We start from the raw sequence: 26,797 nt of genomic DNA, 5'->3' as shown, positions 1-26,797 counted from the left end.
AGCCGACGAGGTCGGTGAGGTTGTCGTCGGTGCGGTTGGCGATGGGGGAGCCGATGGTGATGTCGTCGCCGGCGCCGAGGCCGTGCAGGAGGACGGCCAAGGCTGCCTCCAGGACCATTGAGGAAGTCGCTCCGTGCGTACGGGCGAGCTCGTCGACGGTGGCCATGAGCTGTGCGTCGAGGGTGAATTCGAGGGACGCGCCGCGGTAGGTCGCCTCATGGGGGCGGGGCCGGTCGGTGGGGAGCTGGAGGGGCTGGGGGATGTCCGCCAGTTCCTCGCGCCAGTAGGCGATCTGGGTGGACAGGAGGCTGTCGGGGTCGTTGTCGTCGCCGAGGAGGTCGCGCTGCCAGAGGGTGTAGTCGACGTACTGGGCGGGGAGTTCGGTCCAGCGTGGTGCCTGGCCTGCGAGGCGGGCGGTGTAGGCGGTGTTGAGGTCGCGGGCCATCGGGGCCATGGAGGCGCCGTCGCACGCGATGTGGTGCACCAGCCACACCAGGACGTGCTCATGCTCGCTCAGGCGCAGGAGCACGGCCTTGATGGGGATCTCGGCGGACAGGTCGAAGCGGTGTGCGGCAACCCTGTCGATGGCTGAGCCGACACCCCCGGACGCGACGTCCACGACCCGCAGGTCCAGCGAAGCCTGGTGCAGAGGGAGCACCGTCTGGAAGGGCACGCCCTCCTCGTCCTCGGCGAAGACGGTCCGCAGGCTCTCGTGCCGGGCCACCACGTCCCGCATGGCATCGGCGAGCGCCACCGCGTCCAGTTCGCCACGGAGACGCAGGGGAAACGGCGCGTTGTACGTGGAGGAGGGGCCTTCGAACCGGTCGATGAACCACAGGCGGCGCTGGGCGAAGGACAGCGGCACGCGCTCGGGGCGCGGTTCCGCGCGGGTGAGCGGGGGCCGCACCTGGTCACCTCGTCCCAGGTGGTCCGCCAGTTCCACGACGGTCGGGGCGCTGAAGACGACCCGGATCGGCAGCTCCACGCCGAGCACCGCCCGCACCCGGCTGACCAGTCGCGTGGCGAGAAGGGAGTGGCCGCCGAGGTCGAAGAAGTTGTCGTCGATGCCGACCCGGTCCAGGCCGAGGACCTCGGCGAACAGGCCGCACAGCAGCTCTTCCTGCGGGGTGCGCGGAGCCCGTCCCGTCGCCACCGCCGCGAAGTCCGGCACGGGCAACGCCTTGCGGTCCAGCTTCCCGCTCGCGTTCAACGGCACCTCGGCGATGGCCACCACGGAGGCGGGGACCATGTGCGCGGGCAGGCGGTCGGCGAGGTACTCGCGCAGGGAGCCCACCAGGGTCCCGATGTGGCCCGCGGCGGCCGGGTTGCTCGCCAGCGTCCGGTCGGCCCGGCCCGAGGCAACGTACCCGTCGGCCACCAGTTGCCCGGCCACCGGCCTCCCGTCGGTGAAGATGACCGCGTCGAAGCACTCGGTGGACGCCGACGACCAGGTCAGGAGAGCGCCGTAGCCCTGCTCGGACGCCCAGTCGTGAAGGTCCTGCGGGTCCAAGGCAGCGGCGGTCGCGGCCGGGGCGTCGGTCACGGACATCGTGGCGGCGGCCTCGGACTCGCCGGTGAGCCGGGCGTTGGGGATGCCCGTCACCCGCACCGGCGTGCCGCCGTGGGCCCGGCAGCGCTCGCGGAGGGCGGTGAGGTCGCCGACCTGACGGCCCCACCGCAGGGTCGGTGCCTTGGCGGCCGCCACCGGCTCGACCGGGGCCTTGTGCAGGGTGACCTCGTAGCGGTGGCGGGTCAGTTCGTTGTGCGCACGGCCCGGCTTCAGCCGGATGTCGACACCGGCCGCGCCGTGCCGTCGTCCCCAGCCGGTGAACCAGTCCGGGTCCAGGACCAGCTCGGGCTCCATCAGGACCGAGCGGGCGACCGCCGCCCGCGCCGCCGACGGTGCCGCGTCGGGGTGCTGCGCCCGCTGCACCCCGACGCGGAAGAGCGGCAGGGTGGCCGCGTTGCGCACGTCACCGACCACGACGCGCCCGCCCGGCGCGAGCAGCTCGAAGGCCTGCGCGAGCACCCGGTCCAGATAGGCGGCGTCGGGGAAGTACTGCACCACTGAGTTCAGGACCACGGTGTCGAAGTGGCCGCGCGGCAGCCCCGACACGTCGTCCGCCAACTGGTGGCGCAGGGTGACCTTGTCCGCGTGCCCCGCCCGTGCGACCTCCTGCTCGAGCCGGTCGATGACCTGCGAGGACAGATCCGTCGCCCAGTACTCCGCCACGTCGGCCAGCAGGTGGGCCATCAGCAGGCCGGAGCCCACACCGAGCTCCAGGACCCGGCGAGGCCCCCAGCAGGCGATCTGCTCCACCGCGGCGTCGCGCCACTCCCGCATCTCGTGCAACGGCAGCGGCCGCCCCGTGTAGCTGGAGTCCCAGCCGGTGAAGTCCTCGCCCCACGTGGTGTTCGCGGCCGAGTAGACCTGGTCGTAGATCTCCTCCCACTGGCCGACCTGCCGCGAGGTGTCCTCGGCGTGGTCCGCGCCGTCCGGGTGCGGCACCACATAGCCGACCAGGCGCCGCTCGCCCGTCTGGTCCTTGCCGAACGTCACGACCGCGTGGGCGACACCGGGATGCTCCGACAGCGCTGCCTCGACCTCACCCGGCTCCACCCGGAAGCCCCGGATCTTGACCTGGGTGTCCACGCGGCCCTGGAAGACCAGACGGCCCTGCGGAGTCCAGGCGGCCACGTCTCCGGTGCGGTACATGCGCTCGCCGGGCGTGCCGAAGGGGCAGGCCACGAAGCGCTCGGCGGTCAGGCCGAAGCGCCCGAGGTAACCGCGGGCCAGCCGGTCGCCGGCGATGTACAGCTCGCCGGACACACCTGGCAGCACCGGGCGGAGCGCGGAGTCGAGGACGTACAGGCGGGTGCTGTCCATCGGAGGTCCGATTTCCCCCGGCGCACCGATCTCCCCGGGAACGGACACGGGGTGCATGGTGGTGGCCATGGTGGCCTCGGTCGGTCCGTAGCCGTTGACCACGCGGACGCCCGGGCAACTGGCCAGGACGCGCTCGTAGGCGGTGCGGGGCACCACGTCGCCGCCCGACCACGCCTCCCGCAGGCCGGCGAAGGCCTCCGGCATTTCGTCGGCGACCACCTTGAACAAGCCGGCCGACGCGATCACCGACGTCAGCCGGTGTTCGGTGACCATCCGCGCCAGGGTCGAGGCGTCGAGCCGTCCCGGAGGGGCGATGACGAGCGTGCCGCCCCGCAGGAGCGGGAACCACAGCTCGTAGGTGTTGGCGTCGAAAGCCTGCGGGCACTGCGTCAGGACTCGCTCGTGGACGCCCTCGCGGTGGCCGCTGTCGAAGATGAGGCGTACGACGCCGCGCTGGGTGACAGCGACGCCCTTCGGGGTGCCGGTGGAGCCGGAGGTGTACATCACATAGGCGAGCTGGTCGACGTGAGTGCGAGCAGCGGTTTCCAGGGGGTCGGCCGAGAGCTCCGCGAGGGCGGCCCGGGTGCCGGGGTCGTCGAGGATCAGGTGGGGGCAGGGGCCGTCCGGCAGGTCCACCGCTGTCCCGGTGTGGGTGACGACCAGTACGGGTGCCGCGTCGCGCAGCATGAACGCGAGGCGTTCGGCGGGGTACTCGGGGTCCAGGGGCAGATAGCAGCCGCCCGCCTTGAGGATGGCGAGCACGGTCACGATCTGGTCTGCCGAGCGCGGCAGCGCGAGGCCCACCACCGAGTCCCGCCGCACGCCGTGTGCGGTGAGCAGGCGGGCGAGCTGGTTCGCGCGCGCGTCCAGCTCCTGGTACGTCAGCTGCTGCTCGCCGGAGATGACCGCGGGCCGGTCCGGGCTCGCCGAGACGTGCTCGGCGAAGAGCTCCGCCATGGAGTGCTCGACGGCGGGCGCGGCGGTGCCTTGGAAGTCGGCGAGCAGCTTTCGGCGTTCGGTGGGCGCGAGGACGTCGATGTCGGCGACCTGGGACCGCGGGTTCTCGACGATCCGCGTCAGAACGCGGGCGAAGCGGGCGGCGTAGTCGTCGGCGGTGGCTTGGTCGAAGGCGTGCTGCTGGAACTGGAGGTTCAGGCGCGGGCGCGGCCCTTCGGGATAGACGAAGACGCCCAGCGGATAGTGGCTGGGGGTGAAGGCACGGATACCGGTGACGGAGATCCCGGCCGCCGCGCTCGCCTCGGCGATGGCCGCGCGGTCCATGGGGAAGGACTCGAACGCGATGACGGTGTCGAACAGGGCCTTGTGACCCGTGAGGTGATGCAGGTCGCTGAGCGCGTGGTGATGGTAGTCCTGCAGCGCGCCCTGGCGGTCCTGAAGGCCGGTGAGAAGGTCGGCGAGTGTGTCCGAGGGCGCACAACGCACCCGCACCGGAAGGGTGTTGAGGAACATGCCGACGATCGAGTCCACGCCGGGCAGCTCGGGCGGCCGCCCGGCCACGCCCGAGCCGAAGACGACGTCGTCACGGCCGGTCACCTGAGAGAGGAGCAGCCCCCAGGCGCCCTGGACGAGGGTGTTGAGGGTCAGTCCGAGCTCGGCGGCCGTGCGCGTGAGGCCGCGTGCCTGCTCGTCCGTCAGGGGCACGTCTGCCAGACCGATGCCGAGACCGCCGCCGGACCCTCCGGTGGGGGCGAGGAGCGTCGGCTCCTCCAGACCGCCGAGTTCCTGGCGCCAGGCGGACGCCGACGCCTCGGTGTCCCGTCCGGCCAGCCAGGTGAGAAAGTCACCGAAACCGCGGCCGCGCGCCGGTCCGCCCAGGTGCCCTTCGCCGTAGCAGCGCAGCAGATCACCCACCAGGACCGGTACCGACCAGCCGTCGAACAGGACGTGGTGGGAGGCCACGACCAGCTCGAAGCGCTCCTCGCCGAGGCGGACCAGGTGCAGCCGAAGGAGCGGCGGGTCCGCCGGGTCGAAGTGCGCCCGCAGGTCGGCTGCGAGGAGTTCCTCGAAGGCGTCGTCCTGGGCCGCGCCCGTGAGGTGACCGAGATCGGTGTGCGCGTACGGCAGCCGGACGTCGTCGACGACGAGCTGGACCAGGCGCCCGTCGGTGTCCGGGACGAACGCGGTGCGCAGCGCCGGATGCCGGTCCAGGAGCGCCTGCCCGGCCGCCCGCATCCGCTCGGAGTCGACCGGTCCGAACAGGTGGAGCGTGTACTGCTCCTGATACGTGTCGAAGGAGCCCCGGCCGGTGTCGGCGGCCCCGGCCGGTTCTTCGTCGGCGGCGCGCAACTGGCTGTGAAAGAGAATGCCCGACTGAACGGGAGAAGTGGGCCAGATGTCGGACAGGCCGGGGTAGCGCTTCTCCCAACGGTCGATGTCAGTCTGCGCGACGGTGACCAGCGGGGCATCGGACGGCGTCAGACCGCCCCTGCCACCGTGGGCGACGTGCCGGGTCAGAGCGGTCAGGGCCTGGCACCACAGGTCGGCGAGTTCACGGACGTCCTCCGGCGCGAGCACGCCTTCGGGAGCGGCGAACTCAGCGCTCAGACACGGGCCGTCGGACGTGTCGGTGACCGCGGCGTTGATGTCGATCTCGGCGAGGGCGGGCATACGGGGGTCGTGGGCGGCGTCCAGGACCGCCAGCTCGGCCACGTCGTGGGCTTGGGTGAAGCCGAAGCCCCGTAGCCCGGCGGGCATGTCCGCGACCGCGGAGAATCGCCCGAGGTAGTTGAAGGAGACCTGGCCGATGGGGTGGGGCGCCAGTGACAGCGCGGTGTCCGGGTTGAGATGGCGCAGCAGGCCGTAGCCGATGCCCTTGTCCGGGATCGCGCGCAGCTGCTCCTTGACCGCCTTGAGGGCCCGCCCGGCCGCCTCGCCGCCCGCGAAGGCATCGGCGAGATCGGTTGCGGCGAGGTCCAGACGCACCGGGAAGGCACTGGTGAACCAGCCCACCGTACGGGCCAGATCGGCGCCCGGCACCACGGCCTCCTCACGGCCGTGGCCCTCGAGGCGGATCAGGGCGGACGACTCCCGCACACCCCGCGTACGACGCCACTGGACCAGGGCGAGCGCGAGCGCGGCCAGGAGCCCGTCGTTGACCTCACCGCGGAACGCGGTCGGCAACGCGCTCAGGACCGCCTCGGTCACCTCCACCGGCAGCTCGACGCGCGTCTCGCGCACGGTGGCCCGCACGTCCACGGCCGGATCGAGGCGGCGGCCGCCGAGGAGCGGGTCGGGACCGTCCACGACGGACCGCCACAGCCCGAGTTCGGCCACCCGGTCGGGGCTCGCGGCCTCTTCGACCAAGGCGTGCGCCCAGCGCCGCACCGACGTGCCCACCGCGGGCAGCCGCGGCACGTGCCCCTCGCGGATCTGACTCCAGGCAGCCGCGAGGTCCGGCAGGAGAACGCGCCAGGACACGCCGTCGACGATCACGTGATGCAGGACGACGAGCAGCCGACCGGCCGTCTCCGGCCCGGCGTCGAACCACACGAACCGGGCGACGACTCCTGCCCGTGGGGCCAACCGGCCCGCTTCCTCGTCCAGTTCGGTGAGGACGAGCGTCCGCCACGCGTCGGGCCGCCGCGCCCAGTCGCCCTCGCACGCGACGCGGCGCACCAGGGACGCCGCGTCCACCGTGCCGGGGCCTGAGACCACCAGCGCGCCCTCGCCTTCGTCCACCAGACGGCACCGCAGCAGGTCATGACGGTCGATCACCGCGGAGAGCGTGCTGGTCAGGCCTTCCGCGTCGATGCCGGGCGGGAGATCAAGGACCATCGTCTGCAAGAACCGGTCGAAGCCCGGACCCACGTCCTTGAGCCAACGGGCCACCGGCAGCAGCGGCATCCAGCCGGTGCCATCGCCGGCCAGCTCCTCGAGGACCGGCGCCGCGTCCCCCTCGGCGGTGGCCGTCTGCGCGAGGCGGGCCACCGTACGGCACTCGAAGATCTGCTGGGAGCTGATCGCCACGCCCTGGGCGCGCGCCCGCGAGACCAGTTGGAGGGACTGGATGCTGTCGCCGCCGAGCGTGAAGAAGTCGTCGTCGACACCGACCCGGTCGACCGCGAGGACCTCGGCGAACAGGAGCGCGAGCGCCTCCTCGGCCGCCGACTGCGGCGCACGGTAGACGGTCCCCTGGAACACCGGCTGGGGGAGAGCGGCCTTGTCCACCTTCCCGTTCGTCGTCAGCGGCAGCCGGTCAAGCACCAGGACCCGCGCCGGAACCATGAACTCGGGAAGACGCGCGGCTGCGAACTCCCGCAGCTCGCCCGGCTCGAACCCGGCGTCGAGGGCCAGATGCCCGGTGCCACGTCCTGCCTGCTCGCGGGCGTCCGCCTCGACGGGCACCACGTATCCGATGATCTGTGTGCCGCCGCTGCCGCGCTCCTCGCCCGCGTCGCGTCCGTCGTGTGTGGTGACGACGGAGTGCGCCACCCGGGGGTGCGCCGCCAGGGCCGCCTCGATCTCCCCGGTCTCGATCCGCAGACCCCGGACCTTCACCTGGTCGTCGGAGCGGCCCAGGTACTCCAGCTGGCCGTCGTCGCCCTGGCGTACCACGTCCCCGGTGCGGTACATCAGCTCGCCGGGGGCGCCGAACGGGTCGGCGAGGAACCGCTCCGCGGTCAAGGACGCCCGGTTCAGATAGCCGCGGGCCAGGCTCGGGCCCGTCACGTACAACTCCCCGGCCGTACCCGGCCCCACGCGCTCGAGGCGCTCGTCGAGCACGTGGACGCGGGATGCGGCGACGGGAGTGCCGATGGGGGCCCGGTCGGAGGTCAGGGGTGCGCTGAGAGTCGCGCAGACAGTGGTCTCGGTGGGGCCGTAGGCGTTGATGAACCGACGGCCGGGGGCCCAGTGGGCGGCCAGGTGGGGCGGGCAGGCCTCGCCGGCGACGATGAGGACCCTGAGGTCGGTGAGGTTTCCGGGGGCGTCGGAGGGGAGCGTGGCGACGACCGCCGGCGGCAGCGTGGCGTGCGTGACGCGGCTCTCGGCGAGCAGGCGGGCGAGGTCGTCGCCGACGAGGCGTGTCTGCTCGGGTATGACCAGGGCGGCGCCGTTGGTGAGGGCCATGAGCGCGTCCCAGACCGCCGCGTCGAAGCTGGGCGAGGCGAGCTGCAGGATCCGTGAACCGGGCGTGACCTCGAAGCGTTCACGGTGAGTCGCGCGCAGGGCGGCCAGGCCGGTGTGGGTGACGGTGACGCCCTTGGGACGGCCGGTGGAGCCCGAGGTGTAGATGACGTACGCGCTGTTGGCCGCCGTGGGGGCGGGCCGGTCCGCTTCGGTCAGCGGAGAGGCGTCGGCCGTGGCGACGGCCGTGACGAACTCCCCCTCGTCGACCCGGAGGACGGGAGCGGAGAGCCGGGGAAGCCGCACGTCGGCCGCGGTGTCGGCGAGGACGAGTGCGGCTCCGGAGTCCGTGACCATGAAGGCGAGCCGGGCCTCGGGATACTCCGGGTCCAGTGGCAGGTACGCGCCGCCCGCCTTGAGCACCGCAAGCGCGGAGGCCCAGAAGTGTGGCGATCGCCGGAGCGCGACACCGACGACCGACTCGCGGCCCACGCCGCGCGCGACGAGCAGCCGCGCCAGTCGGTTCGCCTGGGCGTCCAGTTCGCGATACGTGAGTTCTTCCGTGCCGAATACCACGGCTGTCGCGTCCGGAGACGCGGCCACTTGCCGGTCGAACAGCTCGGAGAACGTCGTCATCGGGATTTCCGTGGTCGACGCGGAATAAGACATTCCGAATGCTCCGTCCCTCTGGATTTCTGGTCGGCTCCGATAGGGGCGACCTCAGTGCTCCCTACTCGAAATACCAGCTCCCACACGTGATCACGAAGTTTTGTCTGGGCAACGGGACATGGCTTCTTTACTCAGGCTTGACTCAACCGGTAGGGAATCGGCCAGATTTAACAGCAATATGTGGCGGGGCGAGTCCACGCGATATGGGCCCTGAAGTCAGCAACCTCGGGGCGCCGCGAGCATTCCTCGAAGAATTCGCCGTGATGACTCGTGTCGAGGCGCGGCATGGGCGCCCAGAACGCGCCAAGATCACCGCTGGGAATGGGCTGAGGGGAGCGACAATGGCCCGCTGCCCGCGTGCGGGGAGCAGGAAAACGCGGAAGGCGCCCCGGCAGGCAAGAGCCCGACGAGGCGCCTTCCGCGAAGGGTCCGGACCGACTCCGGACGCGCACCGGCGGCGGTACGGAACGAGCGCGGTCAGGTCCGGGTGAAGACGGCGCTGAGGGTGTAGGGGCGGTCCATGGTCATCGTGACGTGCTCGTCGGTGATGTGGTGGCGTCGGCCGTCGACGACCCAGGCGCTGACGCGGTAGCCGGGTGCGGGCCTGGCGGTGACGGCGACGGTGGTGCCGGGGGCGTAGGGCCCGTGGACGGCGGGGCGGGTCGTGCCGTTCGGGCTGGCTTCGAGGGTGAGCCGGTGCCGGGGGCGATTCACTTTCAGGGCGCGGTAGTCGGCGACGATGGGGGCGGTCAGCCGGGCCAGGGCGGCGTTGTTGTTGTTCGCGTCCCCGAGGGGCTGGCCGTCGACGGTGTTCTCGGTGTTGGAGTACTGGTTGACCGGACCGCACGGGCGGCCGCAGTACTCGGCGTACGCCATCACGGTGTGGTAGTCGCGGCGCGGAGTGATCCAGCCGGTGCCGTAGGGGGCGTTGAGCAGGTGCTGGTACCCACCGGGTGCCTGGTTGTCGAGCGTGGTGCGGTCGTGGAACAGCCCGAGGTTGTGGCCCAGTTCGTGTCCGAGGTTGTACCAGTCGACGAGGGACTGGACGTCGACGACGGAGTAGGCGAGCTCGCTGTCCATCCGGCCCCGGGTGGGCAGGCTGCCCTGTCCGGAGGAGCCGTTGGGGACGTCGTTGATGACGGTGACGAGATCGACGCCCAGTTGCTCGCGGTAGCGGTGTGCCGTCGCGCCGAGGACGGGGTCCTGGGGGTTGGAGAGCCTGTTGTGCATCACGGTGGCAGTCTGGTCGCCCCAGTACCGGGTGTTGTAGCTGCCGACGATGTCGATGCTGGCCGCGATGTTGCTGTCTGCCAGGGCCTGGTTCATGTAGGACTCGGCGAGCCGGATCCGGGCCAGCATGGCCTGCTCGCTGCCGAGGCGGCGTACGGCGGGCGGGGTGTATCCGGCGAGTACGTCGATGACGACGGGGTCGGCGGGGTCCGCGGGCGCACGGTTCCTGAGGGAGTCGTGCAGCGTGCGCGCGGCCTCCTTGCCGAGGGCGGCGTTGTCGGGCTTGGGGCGGCGGCGCGCGTCCGGATCCTCCTCGGTGATCCGCACCCGCGGCTGCTTCCCGGGCAGGGTGGTGAGGTGGTAGGCGTACGTCTCCAGGTCGATCAGCGCGTCGACGGCGGGCGGTACGTCCTTCGTGGCGGGCGGACAGACATGGCTCGCGGAGATCACCGCCTGGTCCTCCGGTGCCCCCTTCACGTGGCCGGTCCAGGTGACGGTGTTCCCTTCGGCCTCGCGGCTGTCCTGGACGACGGTGACGCGGACGTCGGGGAAGAGCTCAAGTGTGTGCTCAGTGGCCTGGCTGAAGCCGCCGGAGCCGCACAGCCACTGGTAGTCGGCGGCATCGAGGTCGACGGTGCGCTCGCGCAGCACGTCCTTCTCGTTGGCGGGCGGTCCAGGGTCCGCCGACCGGGGCGGGGCCGCGGCCACGGTCCCGGCGAGGGACAGCGCGGTGGCGCAGACCAAGGCCGAGCAGACCGTGCCGCGAAGGCGCAGGCGTCGCGTCGAGAACATGGCGCTAGCCGTTCCACTGCACCGGCACCCGGCAAGCGGACGTCGTGCGCACGTCACTCGAGTGCGCAGCGCCCGGCACTCACTTGGCGGCCACGCCCGGGAAGGGCGGCATGGGCCCTTGCTGGGCTGTTCGGTGACCTCCTCTCACTCGTTCGCACCTCATGATCATTGAAAGACGGAAAAAGTCGGATAAGAAGATCCTGCGTTTCGGCTGGGCCGGAACGGTGCCGCTGTGCCGTGCCCGATGTGAAGGGGTCTCTCGATGCGACACAAACTCAGACGGCGTGCGGCGGCCCGCCGTTGGCCACGGGGCGCGGTGGCCCTCGCGGCCGGTGCGGCGGCCCTGGTCGCGCCGCCCGCGGCCGCGGTCACGGCGGCCGCGCTCGCCGCATCGCCGGCCCCTTCGCCGTCGAGTCCGCATCCTGGCCCGGCAGCAGGTCCGGTGTCCGGCTCGGCGGGCGCGGAGGTGTCGCCGTCGCCCTCGGGGGCCGCGTCCGACTCGCCGACACCGGCCTCTCCCTCGGGCGCCCCTACCGGCACGCCGGTGGCTTCGACCTCGGCCTCCGCCTCGGGAACGTCCTCCGGTACGCCGGTGCCCTCGGCCTCCGCGCCCCGTGCGGGCACGCCGCAGCAGGGCCCGCGGGCGCCGCGCCGCGAAACCACTTCGGCTCGGCCGGCCACGGCCCCCACGGCTCCGGCAGGTCCCAGGGCCACGACGGCTCCCACGGCGTCCAAGGCTCCCGCGGCCAGGACGGCCCCGACGGCCCCCACAGCTCCGACGGCCACCACCCCACCCTCCGCCCCCGCCCGGACGAGCCCGCCCCCGCGCGCCCCGGGCGATGAGCGCGCCACAAACGACGAGCGCGCCCCACGCGACGAGACCGACCCCAGTCGCACCGCCCCCCGCGCGTCCGCCTCGTCCTCACCGTCCCCGCAGCCCCGCAAGCACCGTAGCCGCCCGGCGTCGGCGGCCCGGGCCGACCTGGAGGTCCGGTCCCGACCCGGGGCGGCACCGGGTCGCCGCGCCGCGGGCTCGGCCCGGGGGCCGGACGGCGTGTACGACTACCGCATCACCGCCGTCAACCACGGCCCCTCGCAGGCCGTCGGCGTCACGGTCCAGGACCGGCTGCCGGACTCCCTCGTCTTCGTGTCGTCCGCGGACGGCTGCACCGCGAGCGGACGGACCGTCACCTGCGGCCCGCTGCCCCGGCTCGCCGTCGGCGCGTCCCACACCTGGGTCGTGACCGTGCGCCTCGCCGACGATTACGAGGGCGACGGCCGGGACATCGTGAACCTCGCCTCGGTGTCCTCGCAGACCCGCGACCCCGACGCGAGCAACAACACGGCGTCCGTGACCGGCCTGCCCGTCCCGCCGGACTGGGGCCGCGCCGACCTCTCGCTGACCAAGACCGCCGAGCTGCCAGGCGGCCGCTCCTGGGTCAGGCCCGGCGAGACCTTCACGTACCGGATCACCGTGCACAACCACGGTCCCGGCACGGCGCGCGGACTGCGGGTGACCGACCCCCTGCCCGCGGGCCTGCGGTTCGTCGGCTCCCCGGACGGCTGCGCCCCGGACGACGGCGGGCGCCTCGTCGTCTGCGCGGGGCCCGACCGGCTCGCGTCGGGCGCATCGGTCGCGTACGCGCTCACCGTCCGGGTGGCGACGGCGCAGACCCGCCACCTCGGCAGGATCGAGAACGTCGCCACGGTGACCTCCACGACGAAGGACCCGGACCCGAGCGACAACCAGAACCCGCCGCACACGGTGTACGTCAGGACCGGCGACCACGGCGAACTGCCGGATACCGGCCGTGACGTGCCCGCCTGGCTCGGCTGGGTCGCGGGCGCCGCGGTGACCTGCGGCGGCCTCCTCGTGATGGTGGCCAGGCGGCGCGGGGCGGGGGAGGGGCCGCGGTGACGACGGAATCACGGCACCCGGCGGGCCCGCGACGGCTGGCCGCCCTGCTGCTCGTGCTCGGCGCCCTGCTCTGCGGACTCCTCGCACCGGCGGCCTCGGCCGCGCGGGCGGAGGTGGCGTTCCCGGTCCACGAGAGCTTCGACAACGGCAACGACCTGGGCACCGCCACGGGCAGCGCCTCCTATCAGGACGGCTGGCTGCGTCTGACGCCCGCTCAGGCGACCAGGGCCGGGTCGTGGCGGATGAAGGACTCCTTCTCCACGAACCTCGGCATCGTCGCGGAGTTCACGTACGCCACCTACGGCGGCAGCACCTTCGACGGCAAGCGGGGGGACGGGCTCGCGTTCTTCCTCGCCGACGGCTCCGCGGCGGCCGGTACCGGTGCCACCGGCGGCGCCCTCGGCTACGCCTGCGCCGGGATCGCGACGCGCTGCACCAGCAACGGCGTGCCCGGCGCGTTCCTCGGCGTCGGCATCGACGAGTTCGGCAACTTCTCGGCCAACTCGACCGGGGCGAGCGGACCCGGCACCCAGGCCAACAAGATCGTGCTGCGCGGCGGCGGCAACGGCACGTCCGGCTACAAGTACGGCACGGCGGCGGACGGCCCCGGCCGCACCGTCGAGACGGGCAGCCGCGCGAACCACCGCACGGTGCGCATCTCCGTGCAGCCCAAGGGCAGCCAGCTCCTCGTGTCGGTCTGGTCCGACTCCGGACCCGGCACCACCTCCACCAAGCTCATCAGCGACTACGACGTGTCCACCGTCAGCGGCCAGCCCGCGCTGCCCTCCACCCTGCGCGTCGGATTCTCCGCGGGCACCGGCGGCGCCACGAACAACCACGAGATCGGCGACCTCAAGATCAACGTCCCGGCGGACCTGTCGGTCACCAAGTCCGGCAAGCCCGCCACCGTGGCGGCCGGGACCAGACCGGTCACGTACACGGTCACCGTCTCCAACAGCAACGCCAACGCGGTGTCCGGAGCGGCCGTGAAGGACGCGGCCCCCGGCCTCACCGACGTCACCTGGACCTGCTCGGCGAGCGCGGACAGCGCGTGCGCCAGGGCGTCCGGGGCCGGTCCCCTCGACACCACCGCCGACCTGGCGCGCGACGGCACCGTGACGTACACCGTCACCGGCACGGCCCCCGCGCAGCCGACAACCCTGACCAACACGGCGACGGTCATCGCCCCCGGCAACCGCTCCGACACCGACCCTGCCGACAACACGGCGACCGCCGCCACGACCGTGACCGCGCGGGCCGACGCCTCCGTGACCAAGGCCGGGGTCGGGCAGGGCCCTGTGCGGCCGGGCGAGGAGTTCGACTACCGGATCACGGTCCGCGACAACGGGCCGTCCGACACCGCCGACGTGCGCGTCACCGACACCCTGCCGACCGGCCTGACGTTCGTGTCCTCCAGCGACGGCTGTACGGCCTCCGGGCAGACCGTCACCTGCCCCGCCGCGGGCAGGCTGGCCGCGAGCGCCTCGGTGTCCTGGACGTTCCGCGTCAAGCTGCACGCCGCGTACCAGGGCGACGGCTCCGACCTCGGCAACGTCGCGAAGGTGACGCACGACGTGACCGACCCCGACCTCGCCAACAACACCAGCGCCGCCGCCCAGCCCCCGGGCGGGGTGCGGGCGCCCGCGGCCGACCTGGTGACCGTCAAGCGCACGACGACCAACGGGCAGGTGGCGCCCGGCGAGGAGTTCTTCTACCGGGTGACGGTCACCAACAGAGGCCCGTCCGTCGCGCGCGCCGTGCGGATCACGGACCCCCTGCCGACCTCGCTCACCTATGTGTCGTCCGCCGACTCCTGCACCCTGACGGGCCGCACGGTCACCTGCGGACCCGTCGCGACCCTGGGGCCCGGGTCCACCACCTCGTGGACGTTCCGGGTGAAGCTCGACGCGGAATACAGCGGCGACGGCACGGACGTCCTCAACGTCGCGACGGCCGACGCCGACACCGCCGACCCCGACACCGGCAACAACAGCGGCAGCGCCACCGTGCCGGGCGGCCGGGTCAAGCCGCCGACGGCCGACCTGGAGTTCGGCAAGAAGGCCGAGAACGCCTCCTCCTGACGGTGTCCCGCCGCAGTGGCGGACACCTCCCCTCGCACGTCCGTACAGCGGTGTACGTGACCGGAGCACGAACGGAACCGATGTGAGATGAGTACGACACGACATCGCCGACGCGCCCTAGTGGGCGCCGCGGTCGCCGTGCTGGTCTGCGCGCTGCCGCAGTGGACGGGCCAGGACCCGGCCCGGGCGGCGGGCCCCTCCGGCTCCGCGCCGCGGGTGACCACGCACCTGAGCCGCGCCCTGCCCGTGGCGGACCGGGCGGACACACCGCCCGGCGGACTGATCACGTACACCCTCACGGCGAAGAACAACGGGCCTTCCGTGGCACGCAACGTGACGGCATCGGACACGCTCCCCGAAGGCATGTCGTTCGTGTCGTCCGCCGACGGCTGTTCGGCGAGCGGCCGCACGGTGACCTGCGGTCCCGAGCCGCAGCTCGGCGTGGGCCAGACCAAGAAGTGGACGTTCCTCGCCCGGCTGAGCCCCTCCTACCAGGGCAACGGCTCGGACCTCGGCAACAGCGCGGAGGGCACGTCGGACGCCACCGACCCCGACCCGGACAACAACAAGCCGGACCCGGTCACGCCGCCCGGACCCTTCACGCCCGAGTCGGACATCTCGACCGTGAAGACGGCACTCGGCACCGGGCCGATCGTGCCCGGGGAGGAGTACGAGTACGAGATCGAGGCCTTCAACGCCGGTCTCTCGGACGCCCGCAACGTGAGCGCCGTCGACACGCTGCCCGACGGCGTCTCGTTCGTGTCGTCGGCCGACCCCTGCACGGCGTCCGGGCAGCGGGTCGCGTGCGGCCCGCACGCGAAGCTCACCCCCGGCGCCTCCGTGAAGTGGACGTTCAAGGTCAAGCTGAGCGCCGCCTACCAGAGCGACGGCTCCGATCTGCGCAACACCGCGACGTCGACGTCCGACTCCAAGGACCCCGACCCCACGAACAACACCAGCAAGGCGGTGCTCCCGCCGGGCGGCGTCACCGAGCCCCGGGCCGACCTCTGGGCGGGCAAGGAGCCCACGACCACCACGCCCATCGCGCCGGGCGAGACCTTCGAGTACGCCGTGACCGTCACCAACGACGGACCGTCGCGCGCGCTCGACGCGAAGGCGACCGACACCCTGCCCGCACGCCTCGCCTTCGTGGGCTCGGCGGACGGCTGCACCGCCTCCGGCCAGGACGTCACCTGCGGGCCGCAGGCCGTCCTCGAACCGGGCGCGTCGAAGACATGGAAGTTCACCGTCCGGCTCGACTCCGAGTACACCGGCGACGGCAGCGACATCCGCAACACCGCGACCGTCTCCTCGGACACGACGGACCCCGTCCCCGCCAACAACACCAGCGCGGCGGCCGGCCTCCCGGGCAGCAAGGTCAACAAGCCCACGGCCGACCTGGCCGTGACCAAGACCGCCGTCGGCGACCGGGCGCCGCGCCCCGGCGAGACCTTCGACTACAGGATCACCATCACCAACAAGGGCCCGTCCGCCGACGCCTACAACGTCAAGCTCACCGACGACCTGCCCGTGGGCCTGTCGTACGTCTCCTCGTCGCCCGCGGGCTGCACGGTCTCCGGACAGGCCGTGAACTGCCGGCGCACCGCCCCGCTCAAGGTCGGCGAGACGGCCGAGTACACCCTGACGGTGAAGGTCGACCCCGCCTACCAGGGCGACGGCAGCGACATCAAGAACACCGCCCACGTCACCGCCGACAACATCGACCCGAGCAGCGACAACGACACCGACACCGCGGGACCGCCCGACGGCACGATCGCGGCGCCCGCCGCCGACCTCGCGATCGTGAAGAAGCCCACCACGGACAAGCCCGTCGCCCCCGGCCAGACCTTCGACTACACGGTCACGGTCACCAACAAGGGCCCCTCCCAGGCCGAACAGGTCCAGGTGTCCGACGTCCTGCCCACGGCGCTGAGCTTCGTCTCCTCCGACGACCCGTGCACCGCGGGCCGCACGGTCACCTGCGGGCCGCTCGCGACCCTGGCGCCCGGCGCCTCGGTCAGCTGGGTGTTCAAGGTGAAGCTCGCCGCCACCTACACCGGTGACGGAGACGACCTCGACAACACGGCCACGGTGTCGTCGGTGACCAAGGACCCGGTCACCGACAACAACTCCAGCACCACGGGCCCGCCCGGAGGCAAGGTCACCAAGCCGGAGGCCGACCTGGAGGTGAGCAAGCAGATTCCCTGACGTCCTCCGGACGCCATCGAGCGAACGGCGCCTGACCGGTGAACTCCCCGGTCAGGCGCCTGCCTCATGGACCTCCGGAAGAAGCCGGGGCCGTCCTCGCCCCGCTGTGGTGTCCGCCCTGCCGCAGACGGGCAGAGATCACTGCGGCACGACGCGACCCGTCGGGAGGACACAGTGGTCACGGACCGGCACGCACACACGATGACCCACACCGGCACCGACGCCGCGCGGCACTACGAGGCGGCGCTCGACCACCTGCTCCACTTCCGCGAGGAGGTGGTGCCGGAGGCCCGCGCGGTGCTCGACGCATCGCCCCGCTCCGCCATGGGGCACGTACTCGGCGCGTACCTCGGCCTCCTCGGCACGGAGGAGCAGGACGCGGCGGAGGCGGCCACGGCCTTCGAGGCGTACCGCGCGGACGTGCACGCGGCCGAGCTCACCCCGCGCGAGCGCATGCACGTCGAGGCCGCGTCGCTCTGGCTCGACGGCGACCTGCACGCGGCGGGCCGCGTCCTCGCCGAACTCGTCGTCGCGCACCCGAAGGACGCCCTCGCCCTCGCCGTCGGCCACCAGATCGACTTCTTCACCGGCAACGCCGTGCTGCTGCGCGACCGCGTCGGCGGCGCGCTGTGCGCCTGGGACACCGACGACCCGCACTACGGCCTGCTTCAGGGCATGTACGCGTTCGGCCTCGAGGAGGCCGGGCACTACACGCAGGCCGAGGGCGTGGGCCTGGACGCCGTCGCACGCGATCCGCGCGACGTCTGGGGCATCCACGCCGTCGTGCACGCCTACGAGATGCAGGGGCGGTACGAGGACGGCATCCGCTACCTGGACGCCCGCGCCGCCGACTGGTCGACCGGCAACTACCTCAACGTGCACAACTGGTGGCACTACGCCCTGTACGTCATGGAGACGGGTGACACCGACAAGGTCCTCGACGTGTACGACGCCGCCGTGCACCACGACGGTTCGGGCGGGGCCGCGATGGAGCTCCTGGACGCCGCGTCCCTGCTGTGGCGGCTCCATCTCGCGGGCACCGACACCGGTGACCGCTGGGCCGCGCTCGCCGACGCCTGGGCGCGGCGCGGCGACGGCGCGTACTACGCCTTCAACGACGTCCACGCCGTCATGGCCCACGTCGGGGCGGGGCGCCTCGCGGACGCCGAGCAGCTCATCCGGGACCGGGAGGGCTGGCTGCGGGACGCGGGCTCCGGCCGTCCGGGGCTCTCGAACGTTCCGATGACCGCCGAGATCGGGCTTCCGGTGTGCCGGGCCCTCGTGGCCTACGGGCAGGGGCGCCACGCCGACGCGGTCGACCTCCTGCTGCCGCTGCGGCACCGCCTCCACACCTTCGGCGGCAGCCACGCGCAGCGGGACGCCGTGCAGAAGACCCTGCTCGAGTCGGCGCTGCACGCCGGTCGGCACGACCTGGCCCGCACGCTCCTGAGCGCGCGCGTCAACCTGCGCCCCCGGTGCCCCTACGACCAGGACGCGTGGGCCCGCCTCGCCAAGGCCGCCAAGGCCCACCGCTCCATGGCGTAGCACGGCCGGGATCCGCGGCCGCCTGTGTGAGATCGCCGCTCGGGGGCACCCGGAGTGACGGAGATCGAAAGACGGCGTGGCCGAGACCGAAGGAGTACGGATCCATGACCCGGCGGACGCACCACTCGAAGAGCCCGGCCGCCCCCGAACGGCTGCGCAAGCACGCCGAGGAGACCAAGCAGGGGCTCGGCCGGACGGTCGACGCGCTGGCGGCCGCGACGACCGACGTGAAGGCCAAGGCCGCCCACACCACGGACCAGGCCAAGGTGATGGCCAGTCAGGCCGGCGACAGGATCCAGGAGCAGACGCCCGAACTCCTGCGGCAGAAGGCGGGCCAGGGAGCCGAGGCGGCGCGCAACAACCGCGGGCTGCTGCTGGCCACCGCAGTCGGAGTCACCGTCCTGTGGCTGGTGTTCCGGCGCAAGGAGAAGTGAGAGGCCCGCACCCCGCGGGCCGGAGGAGGCACGCTGATGAGCACGGTCACGGAGACGGTGGACGTCGAGGTTCCCGCTTCCACCGCCTACAACCAGTGGACGCAGTTCGAGGAGTTCCCCCACTTCATGGAGGGCGTGGAGGAAGTCGTCCAGCTCGACGACCGGCGCAACCGCTGGACCACCAAGGTCGCCGGTGCGCGCAGGGAGTTCGACACCGAGATCATCGACCAGCTCCCGGACGAACGCATCGCCTGGCGTACGACCAGCGGCGACATCAAACAGATGGGCATGGTCCGGTTCCAGGCCCTGGACGCGTCCCGGACCCGCGTGGAACTCGTGATGGAGGTCGAGAACGAGGGCCTCGCGGAGAAGGCCGCCGAGGTCACGGGCGTCATCGACCGCCGGATCAAGGGCGACATGCAGCGGTTCAAGCACTACATCGAACACCGCGCGCAGGAATCGGGGGCATGGCGCGGCCGGATCAGGCCCGAGGACGTCTGACATCTGAAAGCCGTCATCAGGCACCGACATCCCAAGGGCCGCGCGGAGACGCCCTCCGCGCGGCCCTCCGTCGTGGCCCGCGGACCGGCGTGGGGCGGCCCCGGTGGCCGAGCCGACGTACCGGCGACGGCGCAGGGGACGTACTATCTGCGGCCATGACCCTGGGCGTACGGAACACACGGCATGGCACGGCGCGGGCCGTCCGCCGCGGTGCCGTGCTCGCCTGTGCCCTGGCCTCGGTCCTGGCCGTCCTCTGCGTGTGCTTCGGGTCCCTGACACACCATGAGGACGGCGGCGGCCGCGCCGCCCCGGCGGCGCCCGTCCCCGGCGTCGCGAGCCCCGCCGCCGTACCCGAACGAGAGACGGGACCGGCCCTCGGCCACGACTGCCCGCCCAGCGAGCGCTGCGCAGCCGCCACCCACCACGCCGCGCTCACGCTGCCCGCGCCCGAGCCCCCGGCCCCCGTCACCGACGAGCACGCCGGACAGCCCCGGCACGCCCCGACCGCGCGGCCCGCGCCGCGCGGCCCCACGCGTCGCCACACCCCCGACCTCCACGTCCTTCAGGTGCAGCGGACCTGAGGGCGGCCCACGCGCGCCCCGCCACGGGCGCGCGCACCGCTGCCTTCCTTCCCTCACCTGCGACCACCGCTGTGCCCGGCACAGCGGGGACAAGGACCTGCACACCATGAGCACTTCGAAGTCCCCCAGACCCACCGCCAAGTCCTCGGCGTCCGCGCGCCCCTCCGCGAAGTCGCCCTCCAAGAGGGGCAAGAGCGCCGCGACCGCCGCCGAACGCAAGGCCCGCATCCAGGAGTTGCGCCGCGCCGAGCGGACACGCGAGCGACGCAACCGCGTCCTCACCGTCGCGGCGAGCGTCGCCGTGGTCGTGGGGCTCGTGGGCTTCGGTACGTACGCACTGATGTCGTACGACGACAAGCAGGAGAAGCAGGACGCCGCGGCGGCGGCCCCGGTCAAGGGCGAGAAGACCTGGGACGCCGAGAAGCTCGGCCGCAACCACGTGGACAAGGCGGTCGACTACCCGATGACTCCCGCGGTCGGCGGCGATCACGCGCAGGCCTGGGCCAACTGCCAGGGCAACGTGTACGACAAGCCGGTCGGCGAGGAGAACGCCGTGCACTCCCTCGAACACGGCGCGGTCTGGATCACGTACAACGACAAGGCCGCCGCCGGTGACATCAAGCGGCTCGGCGACAAGGTCAGCGGGACGCCCTACACACTGATGAGCCCCGTCGTGGAACAGCGCGGCGCCATCACGCTCACCGCGTGGGGACGGCAGCTGTCCGTCACCGAGGCGTCCGACCCGCGGGTGGACCAGTTCCTGGACAAGTACGTCCAGGGCCCGCAGACACCAGAGCCCGGGGCGGCGTGCACCGGGGGAGTCGGGGCGGCCTGAGCGGAGGCGTGGGTGGTGCGACGCGCCGGTGAACGGCTCGTCGCACCACTTGGCACCGCCGGGTACGGCCGGGAGTTGCCGCCCCTGGTCGTACCGCGGGGTGCCGCGCCTGTTCGATCTCGCGCATCGTCTTCTCCATCGACGTCACGGCGAGAAGAAACCCGCCCGCGCCGATCCCGCCGCCCCATGCCCCCACCAGGGCGACTGCTCCCACGGGAGTAGCGCCTGACTCCCGGCGACGGATGGCATGCCGCACTGCCGTGCCTAGCGTCGAGGACATGGGCGGGGTGCCCGACCTTCCCGCCCCCTCTCACCCACCCGCCACCACCGACTGGTCACGATCATGCGCGAGAAGCCTCATCTCAGGTCCCTGCTGGCCCTGTTGCCCCTGGTCGTCCTTCTCCTGCCCGGCCCGGCCGGTGCCGCCGCCCCGGCCGCCGGGGAGCACGCGCGCACGAGCGCGCGGACGGCCGAACCCGACGGCGCCCGCGTGATCGCGGAGCGGCGCCTCGGCCCGCGCCTGCGCGATCTCACCGTCTCCTCGCCCGCGCTGGGACGCGACGCGACGGTCCGGCTGCTCACCCCGGACGGCTGGGAGCAGCGCCGGCCCCGGGACCGCTGGCCCGTGCTCTACCTCCTGGTCGGCGGCGACGGCAACCACGAAGCGTGGACGGAGGACTACGCCTCCCGCATCCAGGAGCTGCCCGCGCTGCGCGACGTCCTGGTCGTGATGCCGGAGATGCCGCTGTTCGGCTTCTACACCGACTGGTTCAACCGCGGCGAGGGTGGCCCGCCCGCCGTCGAGACCTTCCACCTGGACGAGGTGCGCCCCCTTCTGGAGCGGGGCTACGGCGCCGGGACGCGTCGTGCCGCCGCGGGCGAGTCGCAGGGCGGATTCGGTGCTCTGTCGTACGCGGCGCGTCACCCCGGACTGTTCCGCGCGGTCGCGAGCTACAGCGGCTTCGTGCACCCCTCGCGGGATCCGCACGCGATCAGGGCCGCGATGACGTACCTGGGGCTCGACTGGCGCGCCCTGTGGGGCGATCCTGTCGCCGACCGCGCCAACTGGCGGGCGCACGACCCCTATTACCTCGCCGAACGCCTCCGAGGAGTCCCCGTCCACCTCTCCGCCGGCGACGGCACCGCGGGCCCCCTCGACCCTCCCGGCGTGGAGCCCGACCCGGTGATCCCCGGCCTGGAGGACCCCGCGGACCCGTTCCCCGAGGACGCCGTCTCCCCGACCGAGACACTCATGGCCCGCCAGTCCCGCGCGCTCGCCGACCGCCTGCACGCCGTCGGCGTCCCGGTGACCACCCACTTCTACGCGGGCACACACGCCCCGCCTTACTGGGCAAGGGAGTTCCACAGGTCCCTGCCGACGCTGCTGCGCGCGCTGGCACCGGCGTCCTGAACCCCGGCCGTCGGCACCGGGCGGCACGAGCCGGTGTCACCCCTGGCTGTCGCCGTACAGGTGCACCACAGGTCGCCAGTTGTCACCCCTGGGCCGACGCCGCGCGCGGTGTCGGCCTCGTAGCGTGCAAGGCCTGCGAACGTCACGGCGCGCCGTCCCGCGTGCCGGACCGGACCGAACCATCGACAGAAAGCGACCCACATGAAGGCAAGGCAAGGTGTGCCCCTGGCCAGTGCGGCAGCCGTCGTGACCCTGCTCGTCTCCGCCGGGAGCTCCGCCGGAGGTGCCGCCGCGAGTGGAGGCACCACCGTCGCGTACGCGGACACCGCCACGCCCACGCCAGCGGACCGGCCCGCACCGGCTCTGCCCGAGCCTTCGGGCGACAGGCCGGTGGGCCGGACGACCCTGCACCTCAAGGACGAGGACCGGGCCGACCCCTGGGTGCCCAAGGAGCGCCGCGAACTGATGGTGTCCGTCTGGTACCCGGCGAGGAAGCCCTCGGGCACGCCCGCTCCGTACATGACCGCGGAGGAGTCCCAGCAGTACGTCGCGGCCCATCGGATACCGGTCCCGCCGACCGCGTTGAGCGAGGTGGGCACACACGCGACGGTCGGCGCCAAGCCGGTCCCCGCGCCCGGCGGGCTCCCGCTGGTCGTGCTCTCTCCCGGCTTCGGCATGCCGCGTGCCACGCTGACCGGGCTCGCCGAGGAACTCGCCGCCCGCGGCTACGCCGTCGCCGCCGTCGGGCACAACCATGAAGCGGAGGGCATCTCCTTCCCCGACGGACGCACCACGTCCTGCGTGGCGTGCGCGGACAGGAACTTCCCGAAGGTCGGCGCCGTACGCGCCGAGGACATCACCTTCGTCCTCGACAAGCTGACAGGCAGGGCCGCGCCGGACACCTCCGGCCGAACCCCGTCCAAGCACCGGCCCTGGGCCCTGCCCTGGGAGGGCGGCCCCCGGATCGACACCCGCCGCGTCGCGATGGTCGGCCACTCCGCCGGAGGCTTCAGCACGATCCCGGCGATGCTGCGCGACACCCGGATCAAGGCCGCAGTCAACATGGACGGCAACTATCACTTCCCCAACGACACCCCTGTCGACCGCCCGCTGCTGATGCTGGGCAGGCCCAGTCACGTACCCGGCGGCAGGGACGGCACCTGGGACGAGACCTGGACCGAACTGACCGGGTGGAAGCGCTGGCTGACCGTCGACGGCATCGAGCACAACTCCCTGACCGACCTGGCACCCCTGGCCAAGCAGTTCGACATTCCTCTGCAGAACCTCGACGGCGACCGCACCGACGCGATCGTGCGCGCCTACGTCACGGCGTTCCTCGACACGCACCTGCGGGGCCGGGAGAGGCCGCTCCTCGACGGTTTGTCGGCGCGGTACCCCGAGGTGCGCTTCCACACCCCGCGGGGTGTCGGCTGACGGAACCGGCGGCCCGGCCCGCGCTACGGCGAGGTGGGGCCGTGGGAGGAGCGGAGTACGAGCAGGGTGATCTCGCTGGGCGCGAAGATGCGGAAGGGCGGGCCCCAGAAACCGGTGCCGCGGCTGGTGTACAGGAGGGTGCGGGTGCCGTGGCGGCTGAGGCCCGCCAGTGCGGGCTGGTCGATGCGGACCAGGTGGTGGAAGGGCCAGATCTGGCCGCCGTGGGTGTGGCCGGAGAGCTGGAGGTCGACGCCGCCGGCCGCCGCCCGGTCGATGAACTTGGGCTGGTGGGCCAGGAGCAGGACGGGGTGGTCGGGGTCGGCGCCGTGCAGGGCTCCGGCGAGGTGGGCACGGTGGCCGGGCAGGCCGGAGGACTCGGCGGTGACGTCGTCCACGCCGGCGACCACGAGGGTGTCGCCCTCGCGTTCGAGGAGCAGGTGGCGGTTGCGCAGCGGCTCCCAGCCCAGCTCGTCCATCAGGTCGACCCAGCCCTGGGCCTGGCTGTAGTACTCGTGGTTGCCGGTGACGTAGACCCGGGCCCGGGTGGCCCGCACGGTGCCGAGCGGTGCGGCCTGGGCGCGGCGGCGTGCGGCCGTGCCGTCCGCGATGTCCCCGGTGTGGCAGACCAGGTCGGCCTCCAGGGTGTTGACCGTCTCGCAGACCCGCGCCGACCAGCGGGCGCGGTCGAGCGGGCCGTAGTGGGTGTCGGTGATGAGGACGACGCGCGTACCGTCCAACCCGGCCCCCAGGCGCGGAAGCTCTACGTCGAGCCGGCGCACCCGCGGCACCCGGCGAGCCTCGGCGTACCCCCAGGCGAGCAGCACGGCGGCGGTGCCGAGGGCCGCCCAGGTGACGGCCCTGGCACGGTCCTGGCCGTCACCGACACCGGTGATGGCCAGGGTGAGCCGCAGCAGGGCGCCGAGGAGAACGGACCAGGTGAACACGGTCCAGATGGCGCCCAGCAGGGTGTCCCCGATGATCGCCGCCCAGTCCTGCTGGCGGCGGCCGTGGCCGCGCACCATCGCGAGCGGCATGCCGATGAGGCCGAGGGCGAACAGCGCGGTGCCGGCCAGCGTGACGGGGAGCGGCCAGTGCTGGCCGGTGTGCAACAGCAACCAGCAGGGCACGGTCCACAGCAGGACGGGAGCGATCAGGGGGAGGTGGCGCATCAGGCGGTGCAGTCGGCTCTGCCGGGTCTCGTGCTCCGCACTGTCGGCGGTTCGGGTCTCGCTGGTGCCGGTCACGCTTCCCCTCCTTGTCGAGCAGCCAGGCTGCCGTCGACCGCACTGTATCCGGCCGTCTTCCCGCCGGTCGGTCGAGGTGGTGGGTGCGGACGGCGGCGTGATCATGCCGGTCTCGCGGCGACGGACGCTGTGAACGGCGGTGCGGAGTCCTCGCCGACGAGGGGTCCGGACCTGCCCTCGGACCGGACCCCTCACCGCGTGCTACCCCTTGCTAGCCGCTAGGCCGCTTGGCCCGTCGGGTGGAAGTTGATGCGTTCCCTGACGACAGGGAAGCCGACCTTGGCGAAGTGCGCGGCCATGGGGAAGTTGCCCTGGTCCGTCGCCCCGCTGATGAACTCCGCGCCGTGCTCGACGAGGAGGTGGGCGCACTCCACCAGGAGGTCGTAGGCGTAGCCGTGACCGCGCTGTTCCGGGACGACTCCGATGAAGCCGACGGTCGGGCCGGAGGGGTTGTGGGCCGGGATGTGGATGCCGGCCAGGTCGCCCTCGGGCGTGTGCGCGACCTGCCACCACTCCCGTGGGGAGGGGCACCAGTGGAAGAAGTCGAGTTCCTCCTGTGCGGCGCGGTCGGGGCCACCCTCCTCGATGGCCCTGAGCGCGTGGGCGTCCAGGGTGACGGAGTGGATGCGGCGCAACGCGTCGAAGAACACGGTGTCGTCGGGTTCGGCGCTGAAGCGCAGGCGTCCGGGCCGCTGGGGGAGACCTCGCTCCGGGGTCCAGCGGTACAGGAAGCGTTCCACCAGGAGTTCGTACCCCGCGGCGCGTGCGGCGGCGAAGCGCGCCTCGGCGGCGGCGCGCAGGTCGGGCTTGTCCCGCCAGCCGCCGGGCAGGTTGATCTCCAGTTCGACCTGCCAGGGAGCGGAGCGCAGGAGTGCGGCCCCTGCCTCCTCCTCGCCCTCGGCCACGTCGAACCAGTTGACGTTGACGGGCTCCGAGTCGTCGGGGCCGCCCCACCACGCGCCGCGTGCGACGACCTCGCCGTCGCGCAGGGCGACGCGCTTCCATTCGGTGCGGAATTGGGTACGCCGATGGGCTTCTCGGGCGTCCAGGGGGTCGGGGAGTGCGTCGAAGAGATGAGCGTCGCGCGAGGAGAGCGCGTGGATGACCGGATCGGTCATGGATTCCTCCGGGATGCGTGCTGCTTAAAGCGCTCCCGGTCAGGACTCACGAACCACGCCGGGACAGCGGCAAGAGGGAGCGCTGGAAAGGTGTGAACCGCACGGCACTCGCCTCCTTCCATCCGTCTCAGGGCGTGGAGCCACACAGTAAGTGATCTGCCGGGGGCCCGTCCACGGCTTTTCCTCGGCTGGTGGCTGGTGGCTGGTGGCTGGTGGCCGGTGGCTGGCGCCCAGCCCAACCTCACCTCCACCATGGGCGTCGCCAGGTCGCCCCCCCAACTTCCTGGGGACGGTTACCTCCCGGTTCCTTTCTCGCCTCAAAGTGCCTTCTTGTGAGGTGAGCAAGGGGCATTTACGGTTCCAGGAGGCCCGAAGAAACCCGAAGAAAGAGGCCGGTTTCCGTTAGTCCCTCCTTATAGGAAGCGCAATGAGCATCCTCAAGACATATGCCCGCCTCTATGCGGACAGCGTCGAGCAGTCCCTCCCTCTGCTCCAGCAGTTGACCGGTTCCGATGAGCCCGACTTCCGTTTCACGGACGGCGAGGTGCAATTGGTGGGCATCGGTGACTTCCTCCTGTTCGCGGGCCCTCCAGAGGAGCGCGCGAGGCACATGCACGGCTCCGCGACGGTCGTCGTAGCCGATCTGGATGATCTGACAGAGACTCTGCTTGCGGCCGGAGCCGTGATCACCGAGGCTGCCACGCCCGCACCCACAGGCCGTTATCTGTACGCACGTCATGCCGGAGGGCCGGAGGTGGAATACGTGGAATGGACGCCGGAACTGGTCCGACGCGTTGTTCCCCGGTGACCGGGTGTGGCTGGCG

At 72.4% G+C, this 26,797-nt stretch carries 16 protein-coding genes; 12 read left to right on the top strand and 4 right to left on the bottom strand.

Going from position 1 to position 26,797, the window contains the following annotated elements; genetic code table 11:
• A partial coding sequence (locus OO63_RS29615; RefSeq protein WP_159025953.1) for a non-ribosomal peptide synthetase occupies nt 1-8,608 on the bottom strand: 8,608 nt, incomplete at its 3' end.
• A 510-nt stretch (nt 8,609-9,118) separates the two neighbouring features.
• A complete protein-coding gene (locus OO63_RS29610; RefSeq protein WP_031192785.1) occupies nt 9,119-10,663 on the bottom strand; it encodes an InlB B-repeat-containing protein in 1,545 nt (514 codons plus the stop codon).
• A gap of 300 nt (nt 10,664-10,963) precedes the next feature.
• On the opposite strand from OO63_RS29610, the gene OO63_RS46115 reads away from it, so the two are divergent.
• From OO63_RS46115 to OO63_RS29555, 11 genes are all read left to right on the top strand, one after another.
• Entirely contained in the window at nt 10,964-11,506 is a 543-nt protein-coding gene (locus OO63_RS46115) for a hypothetical protein (RefSeq protein ID WP_031192784.1), read from the top strand.
• A gap of 211 nt (nt 11,507-11,717) precedes the next feature.
• Nucleotides 11,718-12,581: a DUF11 domain-containing protein gene (locus OO63_RS46110; protein ID WP_031192783.1), complete on the top strand. Its 864-nt coding sequence runs from the start codon at nt 11,718-11,720 to the stop codon at nt 12,579-12,581.
• Nucleotides 12,578-14,662 (top strand): DUF11 domain-containing protein, encoded by a 2,085-nt coding sequence (locus tag OO63_RS29595; RefSeq protein ID WP_051811314.1) that lies wholly within the window; start codon nt 12,578-12,580, stop codon nt 14,660-14,662. The genes OO63_RS46110 and OO63_RS29595 overlap by 4 nt, the downstream gene beginning before the upstream one ends.
• 87 nt (nt 14,663-14,749) lie before the next feature.
• On the top strand, nt 14,750-16,870 hold the full coding sequence (locus OO63_RS29590; RefSeq protein WP_031192781.1) for a COG1361 S-layer family protein: 2,121 nt from the start codon (nt 14,750-14,752) through the stop codon (nt 16,868-16,870).
• A gap of 201 nt (nt 16,871-17,071) precedes the next feature.
• Nucleotides 17,072-18,415, top strand: coding sequence for a tetratricopeptide repeat protein (locus tag OO63_RS29585; protein ID WP_234335494.1), 1,344 nt, complete (start codon nt 17,072-17,074; stop codon nt 18,413-18,415).
• Between the two features lie 104 nt (nt 18,416-18,519).
• A complete protein-coding gene (locus OO63_RS29580) occupies nt 18,520-18,849 on the top strand; it encodes a hypothetical protein (RefSeq protein WP_030363799.1) in 330 nt (109 codons plus the stop codon).
• Nucleotides 18,850-18,885: 36 nt separating this feature from the next.
• The gene (locus tag OO63_RS29575; RefSeq protein ID WP_031192779.1) at nt 18,886-19,350 is read left to right on the top strand and encodes an SRPBCC family protein; all 465 of its coding nucleotides are present in this window, start codon (nt 18,886-18,888) and stop codon (nt 19,348-19,350) included.
• Nucleotides 19,351-19,505: 155 nt separating this feature from the next.
• On the top strand, nt 19,506-19,931 hold the full coding sequence (locus tag OO63_RS42525) for a hypothetical protein (RefSeq protein ID WP_051811313.1): 426 nt from the start codon (nt 19,506-19,508) through the stop codon (nt 19,929-19,931).
• Between the two features lie 106 nt (nt 19,932-20,037).
• A complete protein-coding gene (locus tag OO63_RS29565) occupies nt 20,038-20,766 on the top strand; it encodes a thioredoxin-like domain-containing protein (protein ID WP_078619441.1) in 729 nt (242 codons plus the stop codon).
• A gap of 343 nt (nt 20,767-21,109) precedes the next feature.
• Nucleotides 21,110-22,177 carry an alpha/beta hydrolase gene (locus OO63_RS29560; protein ID WP_051811312.1) on the top strand — a complete coding sequence of 356 codons (1,068 nt, stop codon included), beginning with the start codon at nt 21,110-21,112 and terminating at the stop codon, nt 22,175-22,177.
• A gap of 201 nt (nt 22,178-22,378) precedes the next feature.
• The gene (locus tag OO63_RS29555) at nt 22,379-23,611 is read left to right on the top strand and encodes an alpha/beta hydrolase family protein (RefSeq protein WP_033264586.1); all 1,233 of its coding nucleotides are present in this window, start codon (nt 22,379-22,381) and stop codon (nt 23,609-23,611) included.
• 23 nt (nt 23,612-23,634) lie between these two features.
• On the opposite strand, the gene OO63_RS29550 is transcribed toward OO63_RS29555, so the two are convergent.
• Nucleotides 23,635-24,855, bottom strand: a complete 1,221-nt coding sequence (locus tag OO63_RS29550; protein WP_031192774.1) for a metallophosphoesterase — start codon at nt 24,853-24,855, stop codon at nt 23,635-23,637.
• Between the two features lie 218 nt (nt 24,856-25,073).
• Complete coding sequence (locus OO63_RS29545; protein WP_031192773.1) at nt 25,074-25,973, bottom strand: GNAT family N-acetyltransferase; 900 nt, start codon at nt 25,971-25,973, stop codon at nt 25,074-25,076.
• A gap of 427 nt (nt 25,974-26,400) precedes the next feature.
• Between OO63_RS29545 and OO63_RS29540 the strand changes: the two genes are divergently transcribed.
• Entirely contained in the window at nt 26,401-26,781 is a 381-nt protein-coding gene (locus tag OO63_RS29540) for a glyoxalase/bleomycin resistance/dioxygenase family protein (RefSeq protein ID WP_030363711.1), read from the top strand.
• Nucleotides 26,782-26,797 lie beyond the last annotated feature (16 nt).

Source organism: Streptomyces alboflavus, from assembly GCF_000716675.1.
GTDB lineage: Bacteria > Actinomycetota > Actinomycetes > Streptomycetales > Streptomycetaceae > Streptomyces > Streptomyces alboflavus.
This window is presented reverse-complemented; position numbering and strand designations above follow the sequence as displayed.